Here is a 24,337-nt window from a genome sequence, read left to right as displayed (position 1 = left end):
GGTGAACCTCCTTTCCACTGATTTTTTACAACAAAAAAAGGTGAGCAGTTATATCACTGCTCACCTAAATAAATAGACTTCCCGAATTGTATAAAAAGGTAGAAAAATCCATAATTAAATACGCTTATAGATGCACTTAAATAAGGGTTTCTATCTTTACAAATCTACTCTAATTAACTATACTAATAAGAGATATTTATATCTCAATAGCATAGTTAACTAGAACGGTTTGGGAAGTTTACTCACTGATACAGCAGTGACGTAAATCGAATACAAGATGTGTCCAGCAAATTGTATTCACCAAGAAGTAGAGATGTGTCCAAGCAAATCTACTTCCTCTGTCTGGTTGAGACGTCCAAATCTCAATTAGACAGCCGTTCTTTTTTTATTTGTTTTTTATGTTTTATGTGTCTTATATATTCTACAAATTCTTACGAATTTTTTATGTATATTATCAAATTGTGTTGAGAAACTTGTTGTCTATAACGTTACAACAAGTTTTTTTATTTGTAAATATCAAAAAAAGATACATATTAAGCATGTACCCCTAAAAAGAGAAAAGATACATGTATCTTTGTATCCTTGTATCCTTGTATCTTTGTATCTTTGTATCTTTGTATCCTTGTATCTTTGTATCCTTGTATTCTTGTATTCTTGAATAACTTATAAAACGTTGATTTAACAGCATTTATTATAAAACCATCTTTTGGTTTCCTATAAAAAAATAGTAAAATGTAAAAAAGGATACATTTATCCTTTTCATGTTCCCGCTCATATGTTATGATTGTTTTAGGATACAAAGATACATGTATCTTTTATTACAATTGTGTTACATTTAAAAAGGAGTGAATCTCTATGAAAAAAGGACACGTAATAATCAACGCCCAACAAAAAGGGGGCGTAGGAAAAACTACTGACTCTTGTATGGAATCTCTTGTAGCTTCTCTAGTATTTAATAAGAAAGTTTTATTTATTGATACAGACCTTCAAGGAAACGGAACTACATTCTTAGCAAAATCCTTCAAAATAGAAGAAATGCAAAAAACATTAATGAAATGTTTAGAAGATGGTAATCTATCAGATGGCATTATAAAGCTTCATGAAAACCTCGATATGATCCCATGCGGTTACGATATGAGAAAGTACACAGATTTTTTAATTGAAAATTTTAAGACTACTGAAGATCGAACTTTTTATTTTGCAAAGTTGCTAGATAAAATTAAATACGACTATGACTACATATTCATTGATATTCCACCTTCCACTGACCTTAAAGTGGATAATGCTATGGTAGCAAGTGACTTTGTTATAGTAGTACAAGAGACTCAACAATTTTCTTATGAGGGCAGTCAAAGGTTGATCTTTGATTATCTACAAACTTTAGTCGATGACTTTGGACATCTTGTTAAGATGAACGTAGTTGGAATTTTGCCTGTATTATTGCAAAAGAAGCGTTCATTACATAATGAGATCGTCAAAAATACTATTGAAACTTTTGGTGAGGAAAATGTCTTTAGCACAATAATAAATAATCATGCTCGCCTAGAATGGTATCCACGTATTGGGTTTCAATTCGAGGATCATCATGATAAGAGAATGTTAGCTCTATTCTGTGATGTATTCTGCGAGCTTGAAGAAAGAATTCATCTCTTTGAAACTAAAGGGGATATTGTAGACTATAAATATACTCCTAAATATTTCGTAGATAACAAACTTACTAAGTTAGGGAAAGGAATTGATATAGGTGAGTTTAATAAAGAGACAACAACCCAAAACTCCTAAGATTACTGAAGCTGCTGATGTCACAAGAGAAGTAAAAGATATTACACCCGCTTCTCAAACAATAGCGGAGGCAACAAACCAACATAAAAAACAAGTCGGTTCGCAAAATCGTAAAAATATAAAGGTTTCTCCTGATACATTTAGTTTGATTGAAAATATTTGTACTTTAAGAAGCTTAAAAAAATATGAAGTAATAGATGAACTACTTGAGAACTTCATAAAAAACGAATTAACCGAAAGAGAACAGAAGCTACTTCAAACTCTCAGTTCTAAAGAGGATATATAAAGATACGCATTATGCCGTATCTTTTTATTTTAAGATACAAAGATACATGTATCTTTGTATCTTTGTATCTTTGTATCTTTGTATCTTTGTATCTTTGTATCTTTGTATCTTTGTATCTTTGTATCTTTGTATCTTTGTATCTTTGTATCTTTGTATCTTTGTATCCTAAAATTAATTTACAAAAGGTGATGTGCCATGAGAACCCTTATTATTATTGCCTTAGTTGTCATAGGGTTAGTATTTTTTAACGTAATATCCTTACATACAATTGGAACATTAGCCCTCATAATCGGATTCATAATCGCAATTGCACTTGGTACTTATTTCTTATATCGGTTTGCTCTTGGATTTCTTGCACTATTTACAACTTTCATTGGCATTATTTTAGTGATTTGCTTAATTACATACGCTGCAACTAATTTAATTTAAAAGGAGAAGTGAATTATGAATGCCCTAAAAGAAAATAAAAGCCAAGTTTCTTTCTTTGAATTATTTTTCAAAAATCACCCGATCAAGAATGATGTGTTTGTTATAGAAGCAAATGAAAAATACTTCTTTTTCGAATACGAAACTGTCATAAGTATGATTGAAGATTTCTCTCCAAAACAACAAGAATATATAATGAGACAGCTGCGATTTTTCGATTACTTAAATCAGGATTTAACCGTTTGTTTGATACAAATTGCAGTTGATTATGTTAGAAGACTTATAGGAGAACATAAAAAAATAGAGTGCAGAATCCTACCTCTACACTCCATTTATAATCACAATTAAAGAATACGAAGATTCTTCAACGCAATATACCCAACTAAAATTATACTATATCTCAGCAGTACTTGTAACTAAAATGGAGTCCTTAATCGGACTCCATTTTTTACCTTTTACACCTCTATATTTCAAGATACAAAGATACATGTATCTTTGTATCTTTTATAAAAGAATCTATTATAAGGGTGTACTACCAGTAGTTTTACTCTCTTCTTCTACTAAAGTTCTTAATTCTTTAGCTAGTTCATATAGCTTCGTTCCATATTTATATAGCGGATCACTTTTTATAATATTATAATAGCTTGCTAAAAATGATATATTGTCCGAAAGTTTCATAATACTCCAATATAAGTTACCTTTCATTAAAATATTAAAATGCGAAGGCATTTGCTGACCAAATGTTTCAAAATCCATGTTTTCAATTAACCTTTGCGGATGAACCCAATTTGAAGGCTCATCATAACATTGATAATAACCTATCTCTTGAAGTTCAACACACAAACCTGTTAAAGTTTTCCCACTTGCTATCTCATACCACTGTTTATATTCTGGTCTTCTTACTTCTACGTCTTCTGATTTAATTTCTTTTAATGCAGCATCCTTGAGTTTAGAAAGTGTTTCGATTTCTTCAGGAGTAGCAATTTTTTTTATTTCTTCATTATCATTTTCGAAAAATTTATTCAACTTATTAGTAGTTTCGAAGTTGTATTTTTTATGAAAAAACTTAATATACTTCTTTTTATCTTCGTCCTCAGCACTTGTAAAAGCATCGAATGCTATTTGTAATTCAAACAATGTCCTTTGCAAAGGCAAGACTCCATCAGTAATATCATTCTCCAATAGATGAAAAATAGTATTTATTCTCAAATTGATATTTCCAACAAGGTAAAACATTAATATATCTACTTCGTCAATTTCTTTATGCCGTAAACAAGTTGTTTTCAGTGCTTTTAATCTTCTCTGAGTTGCTTCAAAAATTTCCGTATAGGTCGGTAATTTATTGTTCATATCTATAATATCTCCTATTCTTAAATAAGCTGACATTCCCTTTTCAAAATCACTCTATCAATTTAGGATACATGTATCTTTGTATCTTTGTATCTTTGTATCTTTGTATCTTTGTATCTTTGTATCTTTGTATCTTTGTATCTTTGTATCTTTGTATCTTTGTATCTTTGTATCTTTTTTATTATTTCTTAACTTCAGCCCACTTATAGTTGAATTCTCCACCGAAATCATTTGTCACAATACCTTTGACTGAAGCACGTTGCAAGTACGATCTACCTAGTTGGTAAAAAGGCGCTACCGCTCCATCTTCTAATAAGGTTTTTTCAGCCTGCTTCATCGCTTCCCAACGAGCTTTCTCATCATCAGCTAAGTTCGTTTTTACTTGATGAATTAGTTCATCATATTGTTTGTTTGAATACTTATCAAAGTTATATGTACTATCTGTCGTGAATAAATCTAAAAATGTAATAGGATCAGGAATATCAGGAGACCATACATCAACACCTAAATCATAATCACTGTTTAGAAGTAATTGGATTTGTTGTTTGCGTGGCTGCAGCTTAACATTGACCGTTAACCCTTCTAAATTCTTTTCTAGCTCACCTTTTAAGTACTCCGCATTTTTCTTAGCAAATACATTATCACTTGTTAGTAATTCTAGTGTTACTTGTTCTTTCCCAAGTTCTTGTTTTGCTTTCTTCCAGTCTCCCTTCGCTGCATCCACATCATCTTTTACTAATTCACCATTTTCTTTTCGGAAGTCTTTTCCGTCTGAACCTTTAGCAAAATCAGCTGGTATAAAACCATACGCAGGAAGAGAACCATTGTTTAACACTGTATCAACAAAGACTTTTTTATTCATTGCCTGACTAATCGCCAAACGAGCATTTTTATTTTTTAATACTTCATTCTTTTGATTCATACGCAGGAATTGCACCGTTACTTCAGAACGTTCCTTGAAGTCGGGATTCTTTCTATATTTATCTACAAACTCACCTGTTAGTCCTACACGTTCAATTTGACCTGATTCATATAGATTTATTTCTGTTGATTTATCTTTTACAATATCAAAGTTGATTTTGTCTAATTTAACTGTTTTAGCATCCCAATAATTCGGATTCTTTTTCAACTGAAAACCTTGTTCATGCTTCCAATTATCTAATGTGAATGCTCCGTTATAAACTAATTGATCTGCTTCTAAACCATACTGCTTCCCTTTTGATTCAAAATACTTCTCGTTTATTGGTAAGAACGTTGCAAACGTTGTCAAATCTATAAAGTAAGGAACAGGCTGTTCTAATTGTATTTCTAATGTTTTATCATCTATTGCTTTTACCCCTAGCTGATCTACAGGTAACTCTTTACTATTAATTTTCTCTGCATTCTTAATATCAAAGAATAAAAACGCATATTCTGCCGCTGTATCAGGGTTCACAGCTCTTTTCCAAGAAAATACGAAGTCTTCAGCTTTTACAGGTGTTCCATTTGACCATTTTGAATCCCTCAGATGGAATGTGTATGTTTTTTTATCTTCACTCACATCATACGATTTCGCTACTGCTGGTATCGGCTTATTTCCTTCCCCCAACGTATACAAACCCTCAAACACGTTTTTCATCACGTTCATAGATTCACCGTCAGTTGCCTTTGTAACATCCATCGTTGGGATTTCCGCTATATACGGTAAATGAATAGATTGGTTTGTTTTATTCTTGTCAGTTGCCTTTGCTGTATTTTCTTTCTTGTCACTGCTACAAGCTGTTAGTAAAAAGCTAGCTCCTAAAACAGCAGCCACAATAGGCGTTACTTTTTTTAACATGTTTCTTTTCTTCCTCTCTACGTACGGTCATAGCTTTAGATTATCTCGTTGTATATCGCCTAGAAGAAGAGGAATTCTTTACCCCCTAAGTAATAAACCTCACAAATCTGTCGCCAGTTAAAACGTAGCACCCAAAGATAGGCATGTCAATTGTACAAATTATAAATTTTAATATACAAATCACAAATTATAGAGATATTTACTATACATTCTTTTGTTTTGATATTTTTAAGTCCTCTTCTAAAAAACAGCTCTTTATTTTTGTTTTTAGCGATATTTACGACTACTATTAATGCAATACACCAAAAAGAGCAAAAATCACAAAATCGACTTAATAGATCCCTTAAATAAAATTCTCATAAAATCATTTTAAATCATTGTTTTCATCCTCTTTTTTAGTCTTGAATTACATTTACCTACCTTTACGGTATGTGAAATTATATATCAAATAAAATTACACCTATTAAAAGAGGAAAATCTCCCCTCCTTTACTTGTAACGTTGCTATCGGAGTTGGCATATGTGTAGCAATGGAACAAAATCACGCAACAAACGCTTTATCAAGACCTAATATAAAAAAACGTAAAAATAGGCTATTTAACTAATCTAATAAAAAATTGCTCTTTGGTTATTCCAAACGGAGCTTAAACATTTAACAAAATCCAACTATTATTTTATATGGGTTTTCAGTGCCTCATTCACTGCCCAACTTTGATGTTTGTGAAATAGTCTTTCTATCTCTTAAACTGGTTCAATCCATTTTAGAAAGTGATTTTTTTCTGTTGGTTCACTTAATTGCTTCCCAAAATCACAAAAATAGAAATAGCCCTCACTCAGATAGTATTTATATTCATTTGTAGAATAAAAATATCTTTGTGCACAGCCTATAAAATGTCCGATTTCAACTTCCATTCCCATTTCTTCAATAGCTTCAACCCTCGTGGGTTTCATTATTTTCTATACCTCCGCTTGGAAGAAAATACTTACCATCATTTGTCTGAATAAGAGTGATTTTTTCCCTTTCTGAATTAAATATCAAACCACAAACGGCAAGTCTTTAAATATATTCTTTATCTTTTTCTTTTTTCTCAAAAACAATCATTTGTGTATGTTCTCCTCTCTACCCACTTTTTCTTTCAGTCAGGAGTAGCGTCCCGAAAATGCGGATTTACAACGTTAAGATATTTGAGAAAAGTTATATGAGACGTTACGAAACCTTTATTCTCAATAATTTATTTTTATCTCAATAGGGTTACTCTATTGGAACGAACTAAGAACGTTGATATACAAGACTTCTTATCCTTAGCGTTATAAAAGCACAAAATCCTGACGCTATCTCATAAATATAACAAATCCGTCTGTTATACGAACAGACGGATTTGTTAACTATCCTTATGCTTTAAATCAATAAATACACTTGGAATTTATAAATTAATCAAAAACATTCATTACATTTTATTTCCATTGCGCTTAACAATAAACGTTCCAGTTGTATCATTAGCCATAGTTGCTCCTAATTGTTCACATAACTGCTCGATTCTTCCCATCAACTCATTTAAAGATAAATCTGTATTTAAAATCCCGCTTTTCTGCAAATTTAAAATAAGATCATTTCTTTTTTCATTTACCATATAGTTCACCTCCTTTTTATACTATGAAACGCATCTGTTCATTCAAACCTAATGGCATTTGACTCATTTCGACCAATGACCAAAGTACTTCAACAGTAAGACGTAATTTAATATGTTCTTCTTCTTCTGACTTACTACATAATCCCCATTCTCTTGCAAAAACACCAAAAGTTCCATCTGGTTCTTGTTGATCCAATAAATATGAATGAGAATCAGCCAATAATGAACTATCTAATTGAAGAATTGCAGCTATCCTTACCAACGCAGCAACAACAGGAACATCACCATGACGTGCATATGAAAGCGAAATCCCCCCAATAATCTGTGCCCACTCTTGCTTGCTAAACAGTTTAGACTCATATTTATACAAACTCATATTCATAGCTAACAATAAAATGTCATTCCGTTTCATTTGAAGCAATGAAAGCGGAAAATCTTCTGGATAATCATATAAAATTTCCGTACTCCTCAATGAATTCAACTTATCATTCTTCTCCATAAAAATTATTTCACAAAACATAAGTCCAATATCACGTAGATTCATCAATTCCGAGTCTGAACATTTAATATTTTGAAGCCATTGTTCAGCTTGTTTAGCTGCTTTTATTAATCGTGACATTTTCAGTTCCTCCTACAGATTGCATACGATTTAAAGCTGTTGCACAATAAAAAAGACCGACAAGAGTTGTATGATAGCAATTTTGAAACTCTTCTTCCCCATCCTTTTCATATTTAATATGTTGCAAAGTTTTCATACTAGGAAGTCCACCATTTTTTTGCCATACTTCATGGAAAGCATTTTTAGCACCTTCAAAAAGAAGACTATTTGTATGCCCTATAGTATTTAAATTAATTAGCAATTCTCCCACCAAATCCCAATGTCCAATTCTCCAAAAATGAAGTAAAAGCGACTCAACCAAATTAACTGATCTATCCAAATGAATTTTAGATATAGGAGCAGCACGATCTCCCATATCAGTCAGATAAAATATCGTATGTGTTATTGAATAAGCTGAATCTATATCTATACAAAATGAGCTGCGACAGCGCGCTAACACTGTTTCCATATATAATTTTTCCCAATCTGGTTCTTTATCAATCCAACCGGATTTCCAATATGTATAAACTAAATCAAACGCCCGATAAGGAACGACTTCAATAGAGTCAAAATATCCCCAACGTTCGATTATACGTAAAGTATCTTCATAATAATCATGACGATACCCACTAGACCGTAAATTAAGATAAGGAAATAAAAAAGGAAAAGAAGTTACTGGACGTTTCCGAGCCATTTGAGCAAATACTGGATTTTCTATATGAAAACGAAGAAATTTCTCCCACTTTGGCAATATATTTTTAAATAATGGATGTTTCCAGCGCTTTAAATAGGAATAAAGAAAACATAACTCAGAAAATGATTTAACATCCCACTCATCAAGATCACCACTTCTTACGGGAGAAAATCTATGCAAATTTTGATCAATCCAGTCCAAGCTACTAACCATTAAATTCGTAATAATTGCGTATTGCGGATTATCTAAGTACCCTTTCTCCATAAAATTCATCTATAAATCTCCTTTCAATAAAAAAAGGAGCAAGCTCCCTTTTTCCTCCATCATATTGCCTTATCTTTCGGGACGACTTATAATATCCTCTATTCGCGGCATACCTCTAAGAACAAAATCTCTAGTAACTAATTCCCATGCATCAACACCACCAGGATTAATAGCATGAATAGAAGAAGCTGCAATTACTTCTTCTAATGTTGCATTTGGATTTAAAATTCCACTCTCTCTAATTCGTGACAATATTTCATTATTATCAGGCATTAAATTGTCCTCCTTTTATTTATTGATAATGAAACTATTTTTAAGTTTTACATAATAATTAATTTAATACGTAAATTATTTTTAAAAATAATTTAGAATAATACAAAACAAAAAAGCTCACTTTTTTAAATAAACAAATGAACTTTTTTCTAATTTTCAAATCTTATTTTTTTAGTAAATAAACGTTTCCAAAATGATTTTCTCTGTTCTGACGTTGCTATTAGCGGATATTAGGAGCGTACTCTTTCCCAAAACTTCCACCAAAACTTTTTCTCTTTCGCCGCTGCCACTTCTTCCATTATTCGTTTCGCTTCTTGAATCTCCCTAATCATTCTCATAAGGTTTTCATCTCTATGATCTAATCTTTTTTCTATTCTTCCCTCACGTTCCTTACGCTCTCTCATATCTTCCTCGATTAATGTATTCCGTTGATCTATACGATTACTTAATCTCTTTTCCATTTCTAATAGATTTGCTTGCTGCACCCTATTAAGTTCCGCTACCATAGCGCTATATTGTTCGTGGAGCTGATATTGCACATGATACGGCATCGGATTTGCTTCTTCAGCTTCTTCTTTCTTATTAGCGATGCCATACTCCTTTACAATCAATTTAGCAGCCTTTTCTAAAGTCATCCCATTTTCTTTACTCTACTCTACTAGGTGCTGAAGAAGCACCACATCAAACTCTGTATATTCTCTTCTTCCCCGACTATTCTTTCGTACCTCATACCCTTCTCGTTCAAGAACATCCGAGTATTTTCTAAGGGTGCTGCCACTAACTCCTAGCCGACGATATACCTCATTTGCGGTGTACACTATTTCCATCCCTGCCATAGCGCTACCCCACCTCCTATAAGGAAAATTCAATACAAATTGCATAAAACCTTTAAGAATAAATCGACGAGACTCGTACTGTCTTTGCTGATTTTTGTCGGAATAGAGGGGGATAAATCACAGGAAAAACTTCCGTGAAATTATTTATTTCAAAAATATTATATATTTTTGAAAATCACACTTAGAATCTAGAAGAAGAATGATTATAATACGTTCTGTAAGAAATTCAGCTATTTTAAGGGAGGATATTATGACTATGAAAAAGACACAGGGAAGAAAGAAAAAATTAGATGTAGAGATTCGTTTTTGGGGATTCAAGCTTTTCGTTAAATACTCCGCTTAACAAAATATTTATATTCAAAATTTATTTGTAAAACTTCTTCATAAAAGAACGTGAGTTCGTGTATAATAAGAACAAACGTTCTTTTACTTTAGGAGGAATCACGATGTATGACTATTCAATCCTACCGAATAGAATCATCTTATGTGTTGATTTACGTAGCTTTTATGCTTCAGTGAGTTGCATCAAAATGGGACTCGATCCCATGCATACAAAGTTGGCTGTAGTCGGCGATGTAAATAGAAATGGTTCAATCGTTCTTGCTGCAACACCCCCATTAAAAGCGTTAGGCGTAAAGAAGATGGCAAGGCTCTACGAGATTCCTCGAAGAAAAGATATTCTTGTTGTGAATCCGATTATGAATACTTACATAAAATGCTCTAATTACATAACAAAGTTAGCTTTACAATACGTTCCTTATGAGGATTTTCACCAATATAGCATAGATGAATTTCTGTTGGACGTTACTGATAGCATTCATTTATTCGCTAACGATCCATATGAATTCGCATTGATATTCAAACGTGAAATATATAACCATACACGAATTGAAAGTACCATCGGAATTGCTTGTAACCCATTAATGAGTAAGGTCGCTTTAGATATTGAAGCAAAGAAGAACAAAGACGGGATTGCTTATTGGAAGTATGAAGATGTCCCTACGAAATTATGGAGCATACGACCACTAAATAAGTTTTGGGGCATTTCGCACAAAACAGAAGAAAAGTTGAATCGAAAAGGAATACATTCTATCGGGGATTTAGCAAATTACCCTCTTAAATATTTAAAACAGAGTTTTGGCAAGATCGGAGAGGAATTGCACTTACATAGCAACGGCATTGACTTCAGCCGTATTTCGGAGAAATACGTTCCTGCTACAACTTCAATCGGAAAAAGCCAAATTCTAATGCGTGACTATACAATAGAAGAATTCCCGATTGTTCTACTGGAACATATTGAAGAAGTCTGTTATCGCCTTAGAAGACAAAACAAACTTGCTCAAACCGTTCAATTTTCTGTTGGCTATAGCAAAAGTTATAACGGCGGGATTAGAAAAACACATACTTTAAGCCGTCCGACTAACCTAACAATGGATATTTATAAGATTTGTACATACTTTTTGCATCAACAATATACTGGAGAACCCATCCGCAGCATAAACATTTCTCTAACGAATCTAATTCGGGAAGGGGAGGAACAAATTTCTCTTTTCGATAATGTCACACAACGAGAAAAAGAAGTAAAACTAACAAAAGCAATGGATGAAATACGCACAAGGTTTGGGAAGAACAGCATTTTGCGGGGGATTTCCTACACGCATAGCGCCACAGCTAGATACCGAAACACACTGATAGGGGGGCATAAATCATGAACAACGCTAATATGCCAAAAGGAAGAGGAATGGTGAAATTCACACCGTTCGCAGCGTTAACACCTCAATTTGACGGAATACGTGAAATCATTAAGGAACAACACAAAGTAACCCGTCCAATCTTAACTACTGAAGAAAAAGAACGAATCGAAAACATGTTATTATGTTCCTTAGTATCTGAAGAAGAAATAATGGTTACATATTATGAAGATGGTTATTTACTCTCTAGTTATATGACTATTGTTGATATTGATCCGTCAAATAGCGCTGTCATATGTACAGATGCTTTTTATAACAAGTTAAAACTGCAATTCTCTAATATAATAGATGTTAAATAAAATAAATTGATATTATCAAGTTCAGATCATTTAAAGGGGTGTAAAAATGCAAGTGAATCAGATAAGAAAGAACGCAGCAGGAGCAGTTATTCATAATGATATTAATAACTATCCCTTTCTAAATATACCTATGATTATTAATGTGAAAAACGGAATGATTTACGAAGTTTTCAGCGCAGGTTTTCACGTTAATGATGCAGCAGCAATGATAACAACAGACGGTTTTGCTACAACTAGAGTAAATGCACCAATCGTATCCATATAAAACAATGGTTGATTATAAAAAAAGAAGCTATGTTGAAAAATATTCAACATGGCTTCTTTTTATTTCATTATTATCGACTAAATCTAAGAGCTGTTAGAGTATTTGGTCCTTGTACAAATAAATTAGGATTTCCTACAGTTACTCGAACTTGGTATCTAACATCAAAAAGTTGAGTTGTTGGAACATCTACATGTGAAAAAGGAGTTTGGATTTGATCATCATCACCCTCATTATCAATTTCAAATACTTGTGTATAAATGACCTGAGGTGTTCCTGATAATGGAGATGTTCTTGTAATGGTTAATGTAACTGTTGAAAATACATTGTTATTGTTATTTAGACTGATGATACCACTCAGCCATACACGGTCCCCTGTATTTATTTTATCAAAATCTACTGTTAAAATTGGAAGTGGTGCTGCTGGAGCAGGAGGAACGAGTATGGGAGCAGTAATTAATCTTTCATCATATTGAAATTCGATAGATTCTTTATTATGGCTATGGCAAGATGAACCTTTATAGTACTTGTCATCGCATTCACCACAAGATGAACTTTTATAATATTTGTATTTTCTATCATAATAGCTTCCTATTGTAACCACCCTTTCTAGATTAGAATATATAATTCTATATAATTTATTCATAAAGAAAAGAAAAGATTGTACTATATCCTATTGAATCTATAAAGGTTACAACATTTATAAAAAAGTTGCGATACTCTGTCACTTGCAATTAAAGACTTCTAAATGAGTTTTAATCAAACTTTATTTCAAATCAACATAAACAAGTAAATTTGGATTAAAGGAAAAAAGAGATAGCTTTATAAGCTTTCTCTTTTTATTTTGGTTATTAGTATCGAGTGATAATTCTTGTAGAACTGTTTGCGTGTTCTTTGCAATAATGAAAAGCTTTATCTAGTAAATCATTGAAATTTTGTATTCTTCTTTTTGAAAAAACTAATAGGTAATTTTCTTGATAATACTTATATACTTCTTGAATCTCTTCAATAGCATAGTAATAATGGTTTCCTTTGCTTACTCCATGAATTGGTTTTAAATTGAAGCGATTAAGCTTTAAAATTCGTAAGGCTTAACTTTTAGAAGATTCCTGGCACCGTACATATGAGTCGATTGCACGAATTGTTAAAATAACTGGATTTGCTTCTACGATCATAATGATTACCCTTCTCTTCCAGATGTTTACATCATTCAAAAAAACTTATTTTACAGATGAATATACATCCTATGATTGTTAATCAGTCATTATTAACTCCTCAATTACTTTAATATTATTAAGGGTCTCCTCATCAGTTAGTAAGAAACGAAGAACCATTTTATTATGATGATAAGTCTGTTTATAGTCTTTTAGCTGAAAGTAGCAAAATGCTAATTGTTTATGCGGTAACCAAGTTTTAAAGGGTTGTTGTTCAATGAAATGGGCAGAATTAGCTGAAGGTGCTTCTATAGCTTGATTATACCAATAGGCAGCTTGAGAAAACTGATTATTCTTAAGAAAGAATTCACCTAGGCAACAGCTAAATTCCGGTTGAGGAATATCGTATTCTAAAGACTGAAATGTGATTTCTATTTCTTTTTTAAAATTTCCGATTAGATGATAACAACTAGCTAATTTATGCATAACAAAAAGCCTGTGTTCTAATTGGATATCTTCGTAGTCTAAGAACTTGTTATAAAATTCAATGGCTTGTTTATATCTTTTATGTTTATGTAATTCTCTGGCATAATGAAATATATCGTGAGCTGTCATTTTACCTTTATTTTTTTTCAAAAATTGTTCATATAGTTTGAGATTTCGATTTGATTAATTATCGGCATAATTTTTTTTATGGGTGACTATGATGTCACTTTCGAGAGAATTATACTGATCATGAATACTTAGATCTTCATGAACAACGCCACGCCATTGAAAGTTTTTACTTCTTCTAACTAATCTATTGCGGCGAATGCTGGTTAAAACATTATTAAATTTATCAATTTCCGCATGATAAATCATGGAAACCGCATCAATTTTTTGAGTGAGTGATTGTTTTAAATTAAGTAGCTTTTTACGTTCTTCTGGTAAAAGTATATCATCAGCGTCTAACCATAAGATGTAATCCAATGAAGCTTGATGGAAAGAATAATTTCGAGCTGCTGAGAAATCATCTATCCATTTAAAATCTAAAATTTGTTTCGTCCATTTACTAGCTATTTGTTTCGTTTGATCTGTTGAGCCTGTATCTACAATAATAATCTCATCAGGGATGTCTTTAACTGATTCTAAACATCTATTAAGTGTTTCTACTTCATTTTTTACAATCATACATAAACTAATTGTAATCATCTAAGCACCTCTGTTATAAGATATCTTTATTTTATTTGAATTTAGATTTTTCACCTAAAACGTAATACCTAAACGAATCTCAATAGGTGGGGCTGTAAGTAGTTCACGTTGTAGTTCTCGAATTGATTTTATAGCTCGTGGTTCAACTATCATTTCAAGAACAATATTCCGGTACTTATTCACATCATCTAATATCTCTGCCCCAGTTTTCGAGAATGGTCCGGTCACAACCTAAATGTAGCTTTTTCTCTCCCATAAAATCACCTCATTTTAGTTTATTTTTATTTATGTTGTTCTTAAAAAATGCTAAATGTAATTTTTCACATGAGATATTAGCTTAATTTTTGGTACTTTATTTTTTATGGAATCGAAAATCCAACTGCATTAAACTCCATAAAATAAGAAGAATAAAAGAGAAATATGAGAATACATATACAATTGTGAGAAAAATGTGTTCTTTGTTTTTTGTTATGGATAAAAAGGGGGTATGTCTGATGAATATCATTCACATAGAAACAAAAAATCATTATAAAAGTGACAAAGAAAATGAAATGGAAACTATACCGATTATAAAACGGATATATTATGAAAATGGAGAGATTAAATTCGAAATATTAGAGGGAAAAAATGTTCCTACGACATGCTTGGATAAATAAGAAGAATGATCATTCTTTATGAGAAGGGATGATCCCTCTTTTTTTATTACCGCTAACGGAGTTTATGTGGACTAAATTTTAGAAAGAAGGCATTGAAAATGAATAAGATATGTTGTAATTGCGGTTCTAGAGAAATTAGACAAGGTTCATTAGATTCTCAAGTATATTTAAAATCTATTAATACAAATAATCTCTTTAATCAATTTTCTAGATTAATTATTGATGTTTGTACGGAGTGTTGTGCCGTTTTATCTATTAAATTAGAGCATTAGAAGTGTTTAAAAATAGAAAATAAACACCACTGATAAATATAAATTATGTGAAAGAAAAGTCCCTTCAGATCTTCCGAAAGGACTTTTTTTGAATTTTTTATATAGTTCGACTACTGATAAGTGGGGTATGGTAACTAAAATTATATAGGGTGAGTTTTTGTAAGTATTATTACCAGTAATGCGCCAAATTCCCATGAAAAAAAGTTTAAAAAGAAGCCCATATATGAAATCATATAGAAATTTTTAATAAGCTTTTTCTTTGTTGCAAAAAAGACAATCTACAGTTAGTTATTTTGAGAAATCAGCTCATTTTTTCTTTTTGAGGAACAATGAATTTCTTAGCTTGATGGGTAGGGGGCTCGCCAACTAATTGACATAAAACCCTCTTATCAGTAGCTAGTCTGCCTAAGTTCAAATGAGAATAAGCTCTTTTATTTTCTTTAAACATAGCATGTAAAAGAATATGAAATATTTATAAAAAGCAGGTGAAAACATGACATTAGATTCTCACCGTATATAGATTTCCCTGGAATGGGTATACCAGTTATCCATAATTTTTATTTTTAATACCTTTTATTATAATATATAATAAATAAGATAATATTAACCCTTGAATTACCCGTTAAAGTCATCCTATCTATTGTCATCTATTCACTTGTACCAACCTTCTTACTTAACATCACTTATTCATAGCAAACCAATAGGAACTAGAGCTATATCTTTTATTAATGTACATTTTAGTTAATTTAAAATAATAATAGAACTCATCATATTCTATGCTTAAAAACAGAAACAGCCTGTTTACTAATCTACATTCTGTTCATTGATTAGGATGATAAATTACTTTGAGTTTTGTTTCAAATTTATAATTACTAAAATCAATATTTAACAAACTGCATCTAATTATATAAGAAAGCTTATAGAACATCATAAAAAAAGGGCTGTAAGCCCCTCCTCTTACAATCCCTCATTAATCACCATTAAAAGGATAAAGAGTTCATCTAATACCATATACCCATATAAAATTATACTCTAACTCCACATTATTTATAACTAAAAAGAGTCGGATATCGACTCCTTTTTTACCTATTCCTTTTCTTCATCATATGTGAAATTTACCCACATACCTTTTAACTTTAGCCCATTTATAGTTAAATTCTCCACCAAAATCGTTGGTCACAATACCTTTGACAAAAGAACGTTATAAATATGATCTTCCTTGTTGGTAGATCAGCGCTACTGCTCCATCTTCTAATAATATTTTCTCAGCTTGTTTCATTGCTTCCCAACATGCCTTTTCATCATCAGCTAAATCGGTTTTCACTTTATAAATTAGTTCATCATATTGCTTATTTGAATACTTATCAAAGTTATATGTTGCATCTAAATAATAAACCTCTTATTAATTTACCATTAAAAAAGTAGCACTCTAGAGATTATTGTGTCAATCACAAAAAATTTTTTAATGCGGTATATGAAATTATAAACCGTAAAAAATCATTATTGTGATGTTCAGGTCTAAATACAAATTTATACTTTCTATCAATCCTCCATTTAAAATAATTATTCCTCCAACAAGATATTGACCCATACACAAAAAAACATTAAGAACATATAGGTAACTATAATGAAAAATTCAAACTCAGAAAAGAGGTTGTAAAATTATGTATTATAATCCTTATCCAACTCAACAGCCATACCAGTATCCATACAATCAACAATATCCATACAACCGACAACATCCATACAATCAACAATATCCCGATACATTTAGAACTAATTTCACCACTCTGATCGGTGATTTTTTTACTGTCCCCAACACAATACCTGATGTTGGTGGCGGAATATCAATATCTGGTGGAACTCGTGTATTCATTCATGACGTGTCCTCTAGTGGAGTTACCATAGTAGCTCCTAGCAAACAAGGTGCCACATGTAGAGCTATATCCGTTACTATTAGTCCTGAAACCTTAGATGGTGTGGCAAGTTTTAGATAAAATAAGAAGAAACCATTTTGTAAAAAAAATTAATCAAAGTGGTTTCTTCTTATTTGTAGTCATAATTCAAATTAAAATTCGGAGTACATCCATTGATGAATGTACTCATTTCCAAAACATCCACCAAGAATTTTTTTTTGACCTTGCTGCCGCTATTTCTTCCTGGGCTGATACAATAGTACGTTTAGCATCTTGAATCTCTCTGACCATCTTCATAAGATTATCATCTCTTAGCTCTAACCTTTTTTCTATCCTTTCTTCACGTTCCTTACGATCTTTCATATCTTCCTCTATCAATCTATTTCTTTCTTTTATATCCTCTTCTATCAATTTGTTCTTTTGATCTATACGATTATCTAGTCTCTTTTCCATTTCTAATAGGTTTGCTTGATGCACCTTATTAATTTCTTCTATCATAGCGCTATATTGTTGCTGGAATTGATACTGCATCTGATAAGGAACTGGATCTGTCCCCTGGGATTCCTCTTTCTTATTATCAATTCCAAACTGCTTCGCAATCATTTTCGCAGCTTTTTCTAAAGTCATACCATCTTGCTTACTCAACTCTACTAACTGTTCAATAAGCAAAACATCAAACTCTGTATATTCCCTTCTCCCTCGACTATTCTTTCTTACATCATACCCTTCACGTTCAAGAACATCCGAATACTTTCTAAGTGTACTTCCACTTACTCCCAAACGACTATAGACTTCATTGCTGGTATATACTATCTCCGCTTCTGACATAGCGCTACGTCACCTCCTATTAGAAAATTTCAATACATAATGGCTGATACCTTTAAGAATCTATCGACGAAGCTCGCACATTCTTTGCAATGTTTTGTCGGAATTATACACATCCACATAGCGCCATAGTCAAAGATGAAGCCCTTATAAATAAACCCATTACACAGCAAAAAAGAAAAACACCTCTTAACAAATCATGCAGCAGATTGGATTTAAATCTCACTTATCCTTAAAAAGGTGTTATATGCTATAAGAAAACCACAGTGAATACAGATTAGAAACCATCTCTTAATATGTAATTTACATATATATCTATAGCTTTACAATGAAAAAGAACGAAGAATCATATTATGTAACCTTTACGAACGCAAAATAAGCCCATAGAATTCAATGGGCTTATTTTTAAAGTAAGAAGGGAGTCGTATTTTAGATTCAACTGCATTTCAACTCCCAGATGTATTTTTATCGGTTTATCCAGGTATAAGCGGATACAGCCATACGGCTGGGGTAAAAATTCAACTTGAGTATAATTTGTTAAGGAGGCAGTTCCTACATATTCATACAGGTTCAGGTAAACAACGTAATCGTACGTACGGCTCTCTGTGTGTCTCAACTATGACAGCGAATGATTTATGTATCCAAGGCATGCAAATTAGCTGCGAATACATCGCCATACTATCTATCTCCTTAATCTAATCGGTCATATTCTTTTCTAGTAATCTGATTACATTGAACATGAAGAGAATTTTATTTAAGCCTATAAATTCACAGTATATTTCTTGATAGGTTCGGTAAATAATATAATGTGTATTTTTTCACAAAAAGGGATATGGAGGAGATATAATTGTCTAAAAAACTAAAATTAGCATTTTCTGGTGGTGGATTTAGAGCGTCTTTTTATGCATTAGGAGGATATAAGCGTTTAGTTGAGTGTAAGTTAGATCAATCTGTATCCAGTATTAGCTCTGTTTCTGGTGGAAGTATTACTGCTGCCGCTATCATGATTGCACTACATAAAGGTGGTTCCTTCCGAAATGTACATGATTTTGAAGAACGTGTAATTAACCCTTTAGTAAAATTAGGTCAAATCGACCTGCGAACAAAGTTACTTACAAATTCCTTTACAAAACAAGCATTATCTTTTAAATCCATTCGAGAAAAATGTAGTAATGCACTTCCAAATTTATTGGATGAGTATCTATGTGAGGGGATTCGAATGAAAGACTTGAAAAGTCTTCCTATAGACTGGTATTGCAATACAACATGCTTAGATACTATGAGGATGTTTTATTTTTCGACTGATCATATGTATGGAACTTATATTGGACAAACAACTAATATAGATGATATTACGGTTTCTTATGCTGCATCTACCTCAGCAGCTTTTCCAGTATTATTTTCCCCTATTTCTTTATCTCTAGAAGATAGGGTATTTAGTGATCCAGAAAACAGAATGCAAGGAAGTCCTTTATTACAATTTGGAAGAATTTGGTTTTCTGATGGAGGAGTATTCGATAACATCGGGACTGAACCATTAATCTTGCCAGATGGTGAGATTAAAACAAATAAATATCCGGCACTTGCAAAACATAGAAAAGAACCAATGAAATTTATTCCTAAAGCTAAAAATGAAATTTATATTGTTTTAGATGCCTCTGCATCTGAAAAAGTATGGAAAGAAAATGAGAAGCCTTCATATTTTGAATTGAATAAAAGGATTTTAGACACCTCTAATAGTCAAATTGTAGTATTAAGAAGGAAATTGTTACGTAATCTAGATCCCAAAATATACCCAGGATTACAACTCATTCTTAGTAAGCCTATCCAGACTTTATTAGATAAGAATAATAATCCTTTCTATACCGACCAAATCACTTTACCAGACTATCAATTGCCACCTCGCTCTACAGATAAAGAGGATATTGAGATGCTTTTAGCTGGGCTTCGTACAGATTTAGACGGATTCCATGACAGTGAAATTCATACCTTAATACGTGCAGGCGAAATCAGAATGGACATTGCATTAAGAATGTTACTACCAGAATATATGGAGGATATGACAGGAACCTCTAATCCTATATTTCCATCTGAAGATTTAGAACACCTTAAAGATATATTACATAAGGGAGGAAAGCATAGATTTACAGGTAGCTTTTTTCAGCACCTTCATGATACTGATAAGTATTAAAAACGCAAACAAAAAAATGTACATTTCCTCTGAAGATGTACATTTTTTTGTTTTGGATTGTATAACCATTTGTTGAAAGAATTTCTTCATAACTATTATGATACGTAAAATTTTTATTGGTTGAATTTGTTGGTGTCTATAATAATGTTATACATCCATATAGCTGTTGTATCTCTAAAAAATAAAATAATAGAACAACATCTAAATGGCTCAGAACCCCTAGAAAATGATAATAACTTACACTCAATTTCATATGAAATATTTGCTGAAGGATGTGAACCAGTTAAAGGCACCATTTCAGTTTCTCTAAAAGAAATCTTCAGTTTTTAAAACTGTGGCAAACTCATCATCTAAAGTTGCTAGTGATACATTATGTATTTGTCCAGACACAAAAATAGGCTGTAGAGAAGACTTTCTTCACAACCTGAGAAAACACTTCTCTTAAGATAGAGAAGTGTTTTCCCTTCATTATTGATTAGAGCTAGAAGATTGTGATTTTTTTGCAGCTGATTGTGCATTTTGTTTTTTCACTGCATGCACATCTGTTTCAGTTGCAAATTCTGTACCATAACTAGCATTTGCACTTTGTGCACCTGAAGCTTGGGCTTTCTGTGCCTCTGCTTTTGCATTCGCTTGTTTCACTGCATGCACATCTGTTTCAGTTGCAAATTCTGTACCATAACTAGCATTTGCACTTTGTGCACCTGAAGCTTGGGCTTTCTGTGCCTCTGCTTTTGCATTCGCTTGTTTTACTGCTTGTACATTTGTTTCAGTTGCGAATTCTGTACCATAGCTAGCATTTGTGCTTTGGATGCTAGCGCCAGAAGTTGCCTTATTGTAACCTTGTTGTTTTTTGTTCATCTTTCTCACCTCCACAATCAATAATATAACCACCCCATTTAAAAGCTATTCTTAATTATATTTTTTAAATTTCCGCATATTATTTCACTCTTCATTCAAACTACATATTATAGAGATGAAATTATGTATATAGGACGAGATATGGCTGAATTAACCATGCTTTTAAGAAATGAATGAAAGAAGAAGAAATATTAATTACATATTATAAAGATGGTTATTTACTATCTAGTTATATGACTGTTGTTGATATTGATCTCGATTCACTAAATACTGCTGTCATATGTACCGATGCTTTTTATAATAAGATGACTTTATAATCCTCTAACATAACAGACATAAAATAGAATAGATTTAAGTAGATTATTATAAAGGAGTGTATAAAATGCAAGGGAATCAGATAAGAAAGAATACAGCAAGAACTGTTATTCATAATGATGTAAATAACTATCCCTATTTAAGTATACCTATGATTATCAATGAGGAAGAAGAAAAGATATACGAAGTTTTGAGCGCCGGTTTTCATACTAATGATGCAGTAGCAATGATAAAAACGGACGGTTTTGCTACAACCAGGGCAAATACACCGATCGTAACAGTAAAAAACAATGATAGTAGCATTCAAGCATACCGCTTACCTTTAGAACTAGAATATTGGGTGCTTTCTTGTATGCGTGCTGCTTCAGCAGGAAAAAATCCGTTGCCATGTAAAGTTGCTTTCGGAATCATTGACACTAAATTTCATGTAGAATTTAAATAAAAAGAAGGGGCTACTCAATTTGGGCTCTTTCTTCAGTTATATAAACATCAATTCTCTATATTGTTTATAGGAACAAACACATTCATTGCTTCCACTGTTAGAATCTATTCTCCCCTTTGTTTATCTTCAGGTTTAGACATTTAGCGCACTCTAAGGGCAATATACGGCTTCATTCCCCAAGTGGTAGATACTGTATTACCACATAACATATTTCTACCAGAATATCTTATTGCCCCTGCTTTAAAGTCAAATGTATCAAATTGTTTGAAGGTTTCTAATGGACTTTTCCCTTGAATTGCTCGTCTAATAACATCTGCAGCTATTTCATTAGCTACTCTCCTCATCTCAGCCGTGAACTTGTGTTGTGCATCAGTTTGCAATGATGAAATAGTACGATTTACTAAGTTATTTATCCAGTACAAGAAGGCACTTGGATTAGCGCTAAATACAGATACTCCCTGTAATACATCTTTTTCTGCAATGTCATTTGCCCAAGCTGTAACCCAACCGCCATTTTCAATTTTGAGTTCTAAGTCAAACTTATTTGTCAGGTATCCAGTATGACCGTGACACACAGGAAGATGATGCACTGCATGATCTATTTCATGCCCTAAATGTTCTGATCCACTGCTCACCCAACTCATTCGTTCCGATTCAGAATTATGAATATCATGTATTGACGTTCCATTGTATTCATTATTCCATCCTCCATAATCCCAATTACCATAATAATTATAATGATACTCTGGATAATATAATGAATACAATGGAGTTAATCTAGATAAATATTGTGGAGAGTAATTACTAAATTGACCACATTGAATTATATATAAACCATATGGATTAATTAACATTATAATTCCTCCTATAATCCTTTATTTGAAAGCAATATATGGTAAATACGGTTTGTTAGGTACTTGTCTAAATTTAAATGGGTATAAATTGGAGGACTTACTAAAAGGAGAATTTGATAATAATGGAAAAAAATCGAATGTGAGACAGTTTTCTATTTTTTCACGTCAAAAATAGACTGGTTCATCCAGTTTCAGCATACACATTTCTCTAACGAATTTAATCCAGGAAGGGGAGGAACAAGTTTCTCTTTTGGATAACGTAACGCAGTAAGAACAAGAAATGAATTTAGGGATAGTAATGGATGGAATACGCAAAAAGTCTTGGAAAACCAGCATTTGACGAGGGATTTCCTACACGCATAGCGCCACAGCTAGATACAGAAACACGTTTATAGGAGTAGCATCAAGGGGAACTGAAACCGAAATATTTGCCTTTGATCAGAAATAAAAAACCAAAAATTATATATTAAACTTTTTGTTTTTTATTGAATAATTTAGGAACTAAACTGAAACTTTTGCATACTATGTAATTAGGAAAAACAGTTTTGGAAACAAAACGCCCTTTCCATCGGGGCAACCCGAAGGGAAGACCGATGTCTTCCCGCCCTACATAAGAAGATCACCTTAGTGTGGTCTTTTTGGTTTTGGCTCAAAAATCATTTAATAACATGCCTAACAGGTTAAGAATACAAATCACCCCATGCCCATTGACTTAAGAATTCCCACTACCCCCAAGTGTCTCCACATATTTGTATGTTGGAAGAAGATGGAGTTGTAAGTGCAGCTGCAAGAAAAACATTTACACCACCGGAAGTAGCGAAACTTTATAATTTTCCATCCTTAAATTGTAAAGATCAATGCATTGCAATCGTTGAGTTTGGGGGCGGGTACAAAACCAGTGATATGGTGCAATACTTTAATCGGCTAGGAGTTTCTCAGCCAGAACTAGTTGATGTACTTGTAGATGGAGCGCATAATCAAACAGGGGTGAGGGCAGATAGTGAAGTACAGTTAGACATTGAGGTAGCGGCGGCTGTCGCTCCTGGTGTACGAATTGCTATGTATTTTGCACCAAATACAGACGACGGATTTCTTCATGCTATTAACAAGGATATCCATGATCAAATTAACCAGCCTTCTATAATCTCTATAAGTCGGGGTCTTGCTGAGAATTTATGGTCAGACCAAACTAAACAAGTTTTAAATCGCTCCTTTCAAGATGCTGCAACATTAGGGATAACCATATGTTGTGGGATTGTCAGATTATGATCACAATGATCCATCCCATCCTGTACCAGACCAGTTACTTCATGCTGGCTTTCTAGCTTCTAGTCCTTTTGTTTTAGCATGTGGTGGAACACGGTTAGAAGGTATTGATCACACAATAACT

The 24,337-nt window shown here is 32.6% G+C and carries 22 protein-coding genes and 7 pseudogenes; 14 read left to right on the top strand and 15 right to left on the bottom strand.

Annotated features, from left to right (window positions below; translation table 11 throughout):
* The first annotated feature begins 855 nt into the window (after positions 1-855).
* The 4 genes from prgP to MKX66_RS30680 all read left to right on the top strand — a co-directional run bounded on the left by prgP (position 856) and on the right by MKX66_RS30680 (position 2,842).
* Positions 856-1,782, top strand: coding sequence for a ParA superfamily DNA segregation protein PrgP (prgP, locus tag MKX66_RS30695; protein WP_000715264.1), 927 nt, complete (start codon positions 856-858; stop codon positions 1,780-1,782).
* Positions 1,745-2,068: a hypothetical protein gene (locus tag MKX66_RS30690; RefSeq protein ID WP_000052610.1), complete on the top strand. Its 324-nt coding sequence runs from the start codon at positions 1,745-1,747 to the stop codon at positions 2,066-2,068. The genes prgP and MKX66_RS30690 overlap by 38 nt, the downstream gene beginning before the upstream one ends.
* Before the next feature lie 195 nt (positions 2,069-2,263).
* Complete coding sequence (locus tag MKX66_RS30685) at positions 2,264-2,497, top strand: hypothetical protein (RefSeq protein ID WP_016119546.1); 234 nt, start codon at positions 2,264-2,266, stop codon at positions 2,495-2,497.
* 15 nt (positions 2,498-2,512) lie between these two features.
* Entirely contained in the window at positions 2,513-2,842 is a 330-nt protein-coding gene (locus MKX66_RS30680) for a hypothetical protein (protein WP_341088276.1), read from the top strand.
* Positions 2,843-3,013: 171 nt separating this feature from the next.
* Here the strand turns inward: MKX66_RS30680 and MKX66_RS30675 are convergent, their stop codons facing one another.
* From MKX66_RS30675 to MKX66_RS30640, 8 genes and pseudogenes are all read right to left on the bottom strand, one after another.
* Positions 3,014-3,844, bottom strand: coding sequence for a DUF5677 domain-containing protein (locus MKX66_RS30675; RefSeq protein WP_016078775.1), 831 nt, complete (start codon positions 3,842-3,844; stop codon positions 3,014-3,016).
* A 181-nt stretch (positions 3,845-4,025) separates the two neighbouring features.
* Positions 4,026-5,663, bottom strand: a complete 1,638-nt coding sequence (locus MKX66_RS30670; RefSeq protein ID WP_341088273.1) for a peptide ABC transporter substrate-binding protein — start codon at positions 5,661-5,663, stop codon at positions 4,026-4,028.
* Between the two features lie 740 nt (positions 5,664-6,403).
* Positions 6,404-6,613: a hypothetical protein gene (locus MKX66_RS30665; RefSeq protein WP_341088271.1), complete on the bottom strand. Its 210-nt coding sequence runs from the start codon at positions 6,611-6,613 to the stop codon at positions 6,404-6,406.
* A 497-nt stretch (positions 6,614-7,110) separates the two neighbouring features.
* Positions 7,111-7,293, bottom strand: a complete 183-nt coding sequence (locus MKX66_RS30660) for a hypothetical protein (protein WP_341088269.1) — start codon at positions 7,291-7,293, stop codon at positions 7,111-7,113.
* A gap of 16 nt (positions 7,294-7,309) precedes the next feature.
* Positions 7,310-7,912: a hypothetical protein gene (locus MKX66_RS30655; protein ID WP_341088267.1), complete on the bottom strand. Its 603-nt coding sequence runs from the start codon at positions 7,910-7,912 to the stop codon at positions 7,310-7,312.
* Positions 7,887-8,858, bottom strand: a complete 972-nt coding sequence (locus MKX66_RS30650; RefSeq protein ID WP_341088265.1) for a DUF6895 family protein — start codon at positions 8,856-8,858, stop codon at positions 7,887-7,889. Before MKX66_RS30650 ends, MKX66_RS30655 begins: the two co-directional genes overlap by 26 nt.
* A 60-nt stretch (positions 8,859-8,918) precedes the next feature.
* Positions 8,919-9,122, bottom strand: coding sequence for a hypothetical protein (locus MKX66_RS30645; protein ID WP_341088262.1), 204 nt, complete (start codon positions 9,120-9,122; stop codon positions 8,919-8,921).
* Positions 9,123-9,352: 230 nt separating this feature from the next.
* Positions 9,353-9,958 (bottom strand): annotated as a pseudogene (locus MKX66_RS30640) (DUF3967 domain-containing protein).
* 446 nt (positions 9,959-10,404) lie between these two features.
* On the opposite strand from MKX66_RS30640, the gene MKX66_RS30635 reads away from it, so the two are divergent.
* The 3 genes and pseudogenes from MKX66_RS30635 to MKX66_RS30625 all read left to right on the top strand — a co-directional run.
* Positions 10,405-11,670: a Y-family DNA polymerase gene (locus MKX66_RS30635; RefSeq protein WP_341088261.1), complete on the top strand. Its 1,266-nt coding sequence runs from the start codon at positions 10,405-10,407 to the stop codon at positions 11,668-11,670.
* Positions 11,667-12,008: a YolD-like family protein gene (locus MKX66_RS30630; protein WP_341088260.1), complete on the top strand. Its 342-nt coding sequence runs from the start codon at positions 11,667-11,669 to the stop codon at positions 12,006-12,008. The genes MKX66_RS30635 and MKX66_RS30630 overlap by 4 nt, the downstream gene beginning before the upstream one ends.
* Positions 12,009-12,054: 46 nt before the next feature.
* Positions 12,055-12,270: pseudogene (locus MKX66_RS30625) on the top strand (hypothetical protein); the annotation flags it as partial.
* A gap of 73 nt (positions 12,271-12,343) precedes the next feature.
* Here the strand turns inward: MKX66_RS30625 and MKX66_RS30620 are convergent.
* The 3 genes and pseudogenes from MKX66_RS30620 to MKX66_RS30610 all read right to left on the bottom strand — a co-directional run bounded on the left by MKX66_RS30620 (position 12,344) and on the right by MKX66_RS30610 (position 14,843).
* On the bottom strand, positions 12,344-12,916 hold the full coding sequence (locus MKX66_RS30620) for a hypothetical protein (protein ID WP_341088258.1): 573 nt from the start codon (positions 12,914-12,916) through the stop codon (positions 12,344-12,346).
* Positions 12,917-13,523: 607 nt separating this feature from the next.
* Positions 13,524-14,615 (bottom strand): annotated as a pseudogene (locus MKX66_RS30615) (glycosyltransferase).
* Positions 14,616-14,669: 54 nt separating this feature from the next.
* Positions 14,670-14,843, bottom strand: coding sequence for a hypothetical protein (locus MKX66_RS30610; RefSeq protein ID WP_341088257.1), 174 nt, complete (start codon positions 14,841-14,843; stop codon positions 14,670-14,672).
* Between the two features lie 266 nt (positions 14,844-15,109).
* Between MKX66_RS30610 and MKX66_RS30605 the strand changes: the two genes are divergently transcribed.
* Positions 15,110-15,271, top strand: a complete 162-nt coding sequence (locus MKX66_RS30605; RefSeq protein ID WP_192797053.1) for a hypothetical protein — start codon at positions 15,110-15,112, stop codon at positions 15,269-15,271.
* Positions 15,272-16,645: 1,374 nt separating this feature from the next.
* On the opposite strand, the pseudogene MKX66_RS30595 reads toward MKX66_RS30605, so the two are convergent.
* Both MKX66_RS30595 and MKX66_RS30590 read right to left on the bottom strand, forming a co-directional pair.
* Positions 16,646-16,927, bottom strand: a pseudogene (locus MKX66_RS30595) (ABC transporter substrate-binding protein); the annotation flags it as partial.
* Positions 16,928-17,645: 718 nt separating this feature from the next.
* Positions 17,646-18,287, bottom strand: a complete 642-nt coding sequence (locus MKX66_RS30590; protein ID WP_341088254.1) for a DUF3967 domain-containing protein — start codon at positions 18,285-18,287, stop codon at positions 17,646-17,648.
* A gap of 420 nt (positions 18,288-18,707) precedes the next feature.
* Between MKX66_RS30590 and MKX66_RS30585 the strand changes: the two are divergent.
* Positions 18,708-18,935 (top strand): annotated as a pseudogene (locus MKX66_RS30585) (IS4 family transposase); the annotation flags it as partial.
* Positions 18,936-19,131: 196 nt separating this feature from the next.
* Entirely contained in the window at positions 19,132-20,475 is a 1,344-nt protein-coding gene (locus tag MKX66_RS30580) for a patatin-like phospholipase family protein (RefSeq protein WP_341088253.1), read from the top strand.
* Positions 20,476-20,943: 468 nt separating this feature from the next.
* Here the strand turns inward: MKX66_RS30580 and MKX66_RS30575 are convergent, their stop codons facing one another.
* Complete coding sequence (locus MKX66_RS30575; protein WP_215601509.1) at positions 20,944-21,351, bottom strand: gamma-type small acid-soluble spore protein; 408 nt, start codon at positions 21,349-21,351, stop codon at positions 20,944-20,946.
* A 158-nt stretch (positions 21,352-21,509) separates the two neighbouring features.
* On the opposite strand from MKX66_RS30575, the pseudogene MKX66_RS30570 reads away from it, so the two are divergent.
* Positions 21,510-21,653, top strand: a pseudogene (locus MKX66_RS30570) (YolD-like family protein); the annotation flags it as partial.
* A 65-nt stretch (positions 21,654-21,718) separates the two neighbouring features.
* A complete protein-coding gene (locus tag MKX66_RS30565; RefSeq protein WP_341088250.1) occupies positions 21,719-22,093 on the top strand; it encodes a hypothetical protein in 375 nt (124 codons plus the stop codon).
* A gap of 140 nt (positions 22,094-22,233) precedes the next feature.
* Here MKX66_RS30565 and MKX66_RS30560 read toward each other — a convergent pair whose 3' ends face one another.
* On the bottom strand, positions 22,234-22,947 hold the full coding sequence (locus MKX66_RS30560) for a hypothetical protein (RefSeq protein WP_341088249.1): 714 nt from the start codon (positions 22,945-22,947) through the stop codon (positions 22,234-22,236).
* Between the two features lie 193 nt (positions 22,948-23,140).
* On the opposite strand from MKX66_RS30560, the pseudogene MKX66_RS30555 reads away from it, so the two are divergent.
* Both MKX66_RS30555 and MKX66_RS30550 read left to right on the top strand, forming a co-directional pair.
* Positions 23,141-23,284: pseudogene (locus tag MKX66_RS30555) on the top strand (DNA repair protein); the annotation flags it as partial.
* A gap of 398 nt (positions 23,285-23,682) precedes the next feature.
* Positions 23,683-24,216, top strand: a complete 534-nt coding sequence (locus tag MKX66_RS30550; protein WP_341088247.1) for a hypothetical protein — start codon at positions 23,683-23,685, stop codon at positions 24,214-24,216.
* Positions 24,217-24,337: the final 121 nt, after the last annotated feature.

This window comes from Bacillus sp. FSL R9-9530, assembly GCF_038008145.1.
In the GTDB taxonomy this organism is placed as follows: domain Bacteria; phylum Bacillota; class Bacilli; order Bacillales; family Bacillaceae_G; genus Bacillus_A; species Bacillus_A mycoides.
The sequence above is the reverse complement of the archived record's forward strand: the minus strand, read 5'-3'. Positions and strand labels throughout refer to the sequence as shown.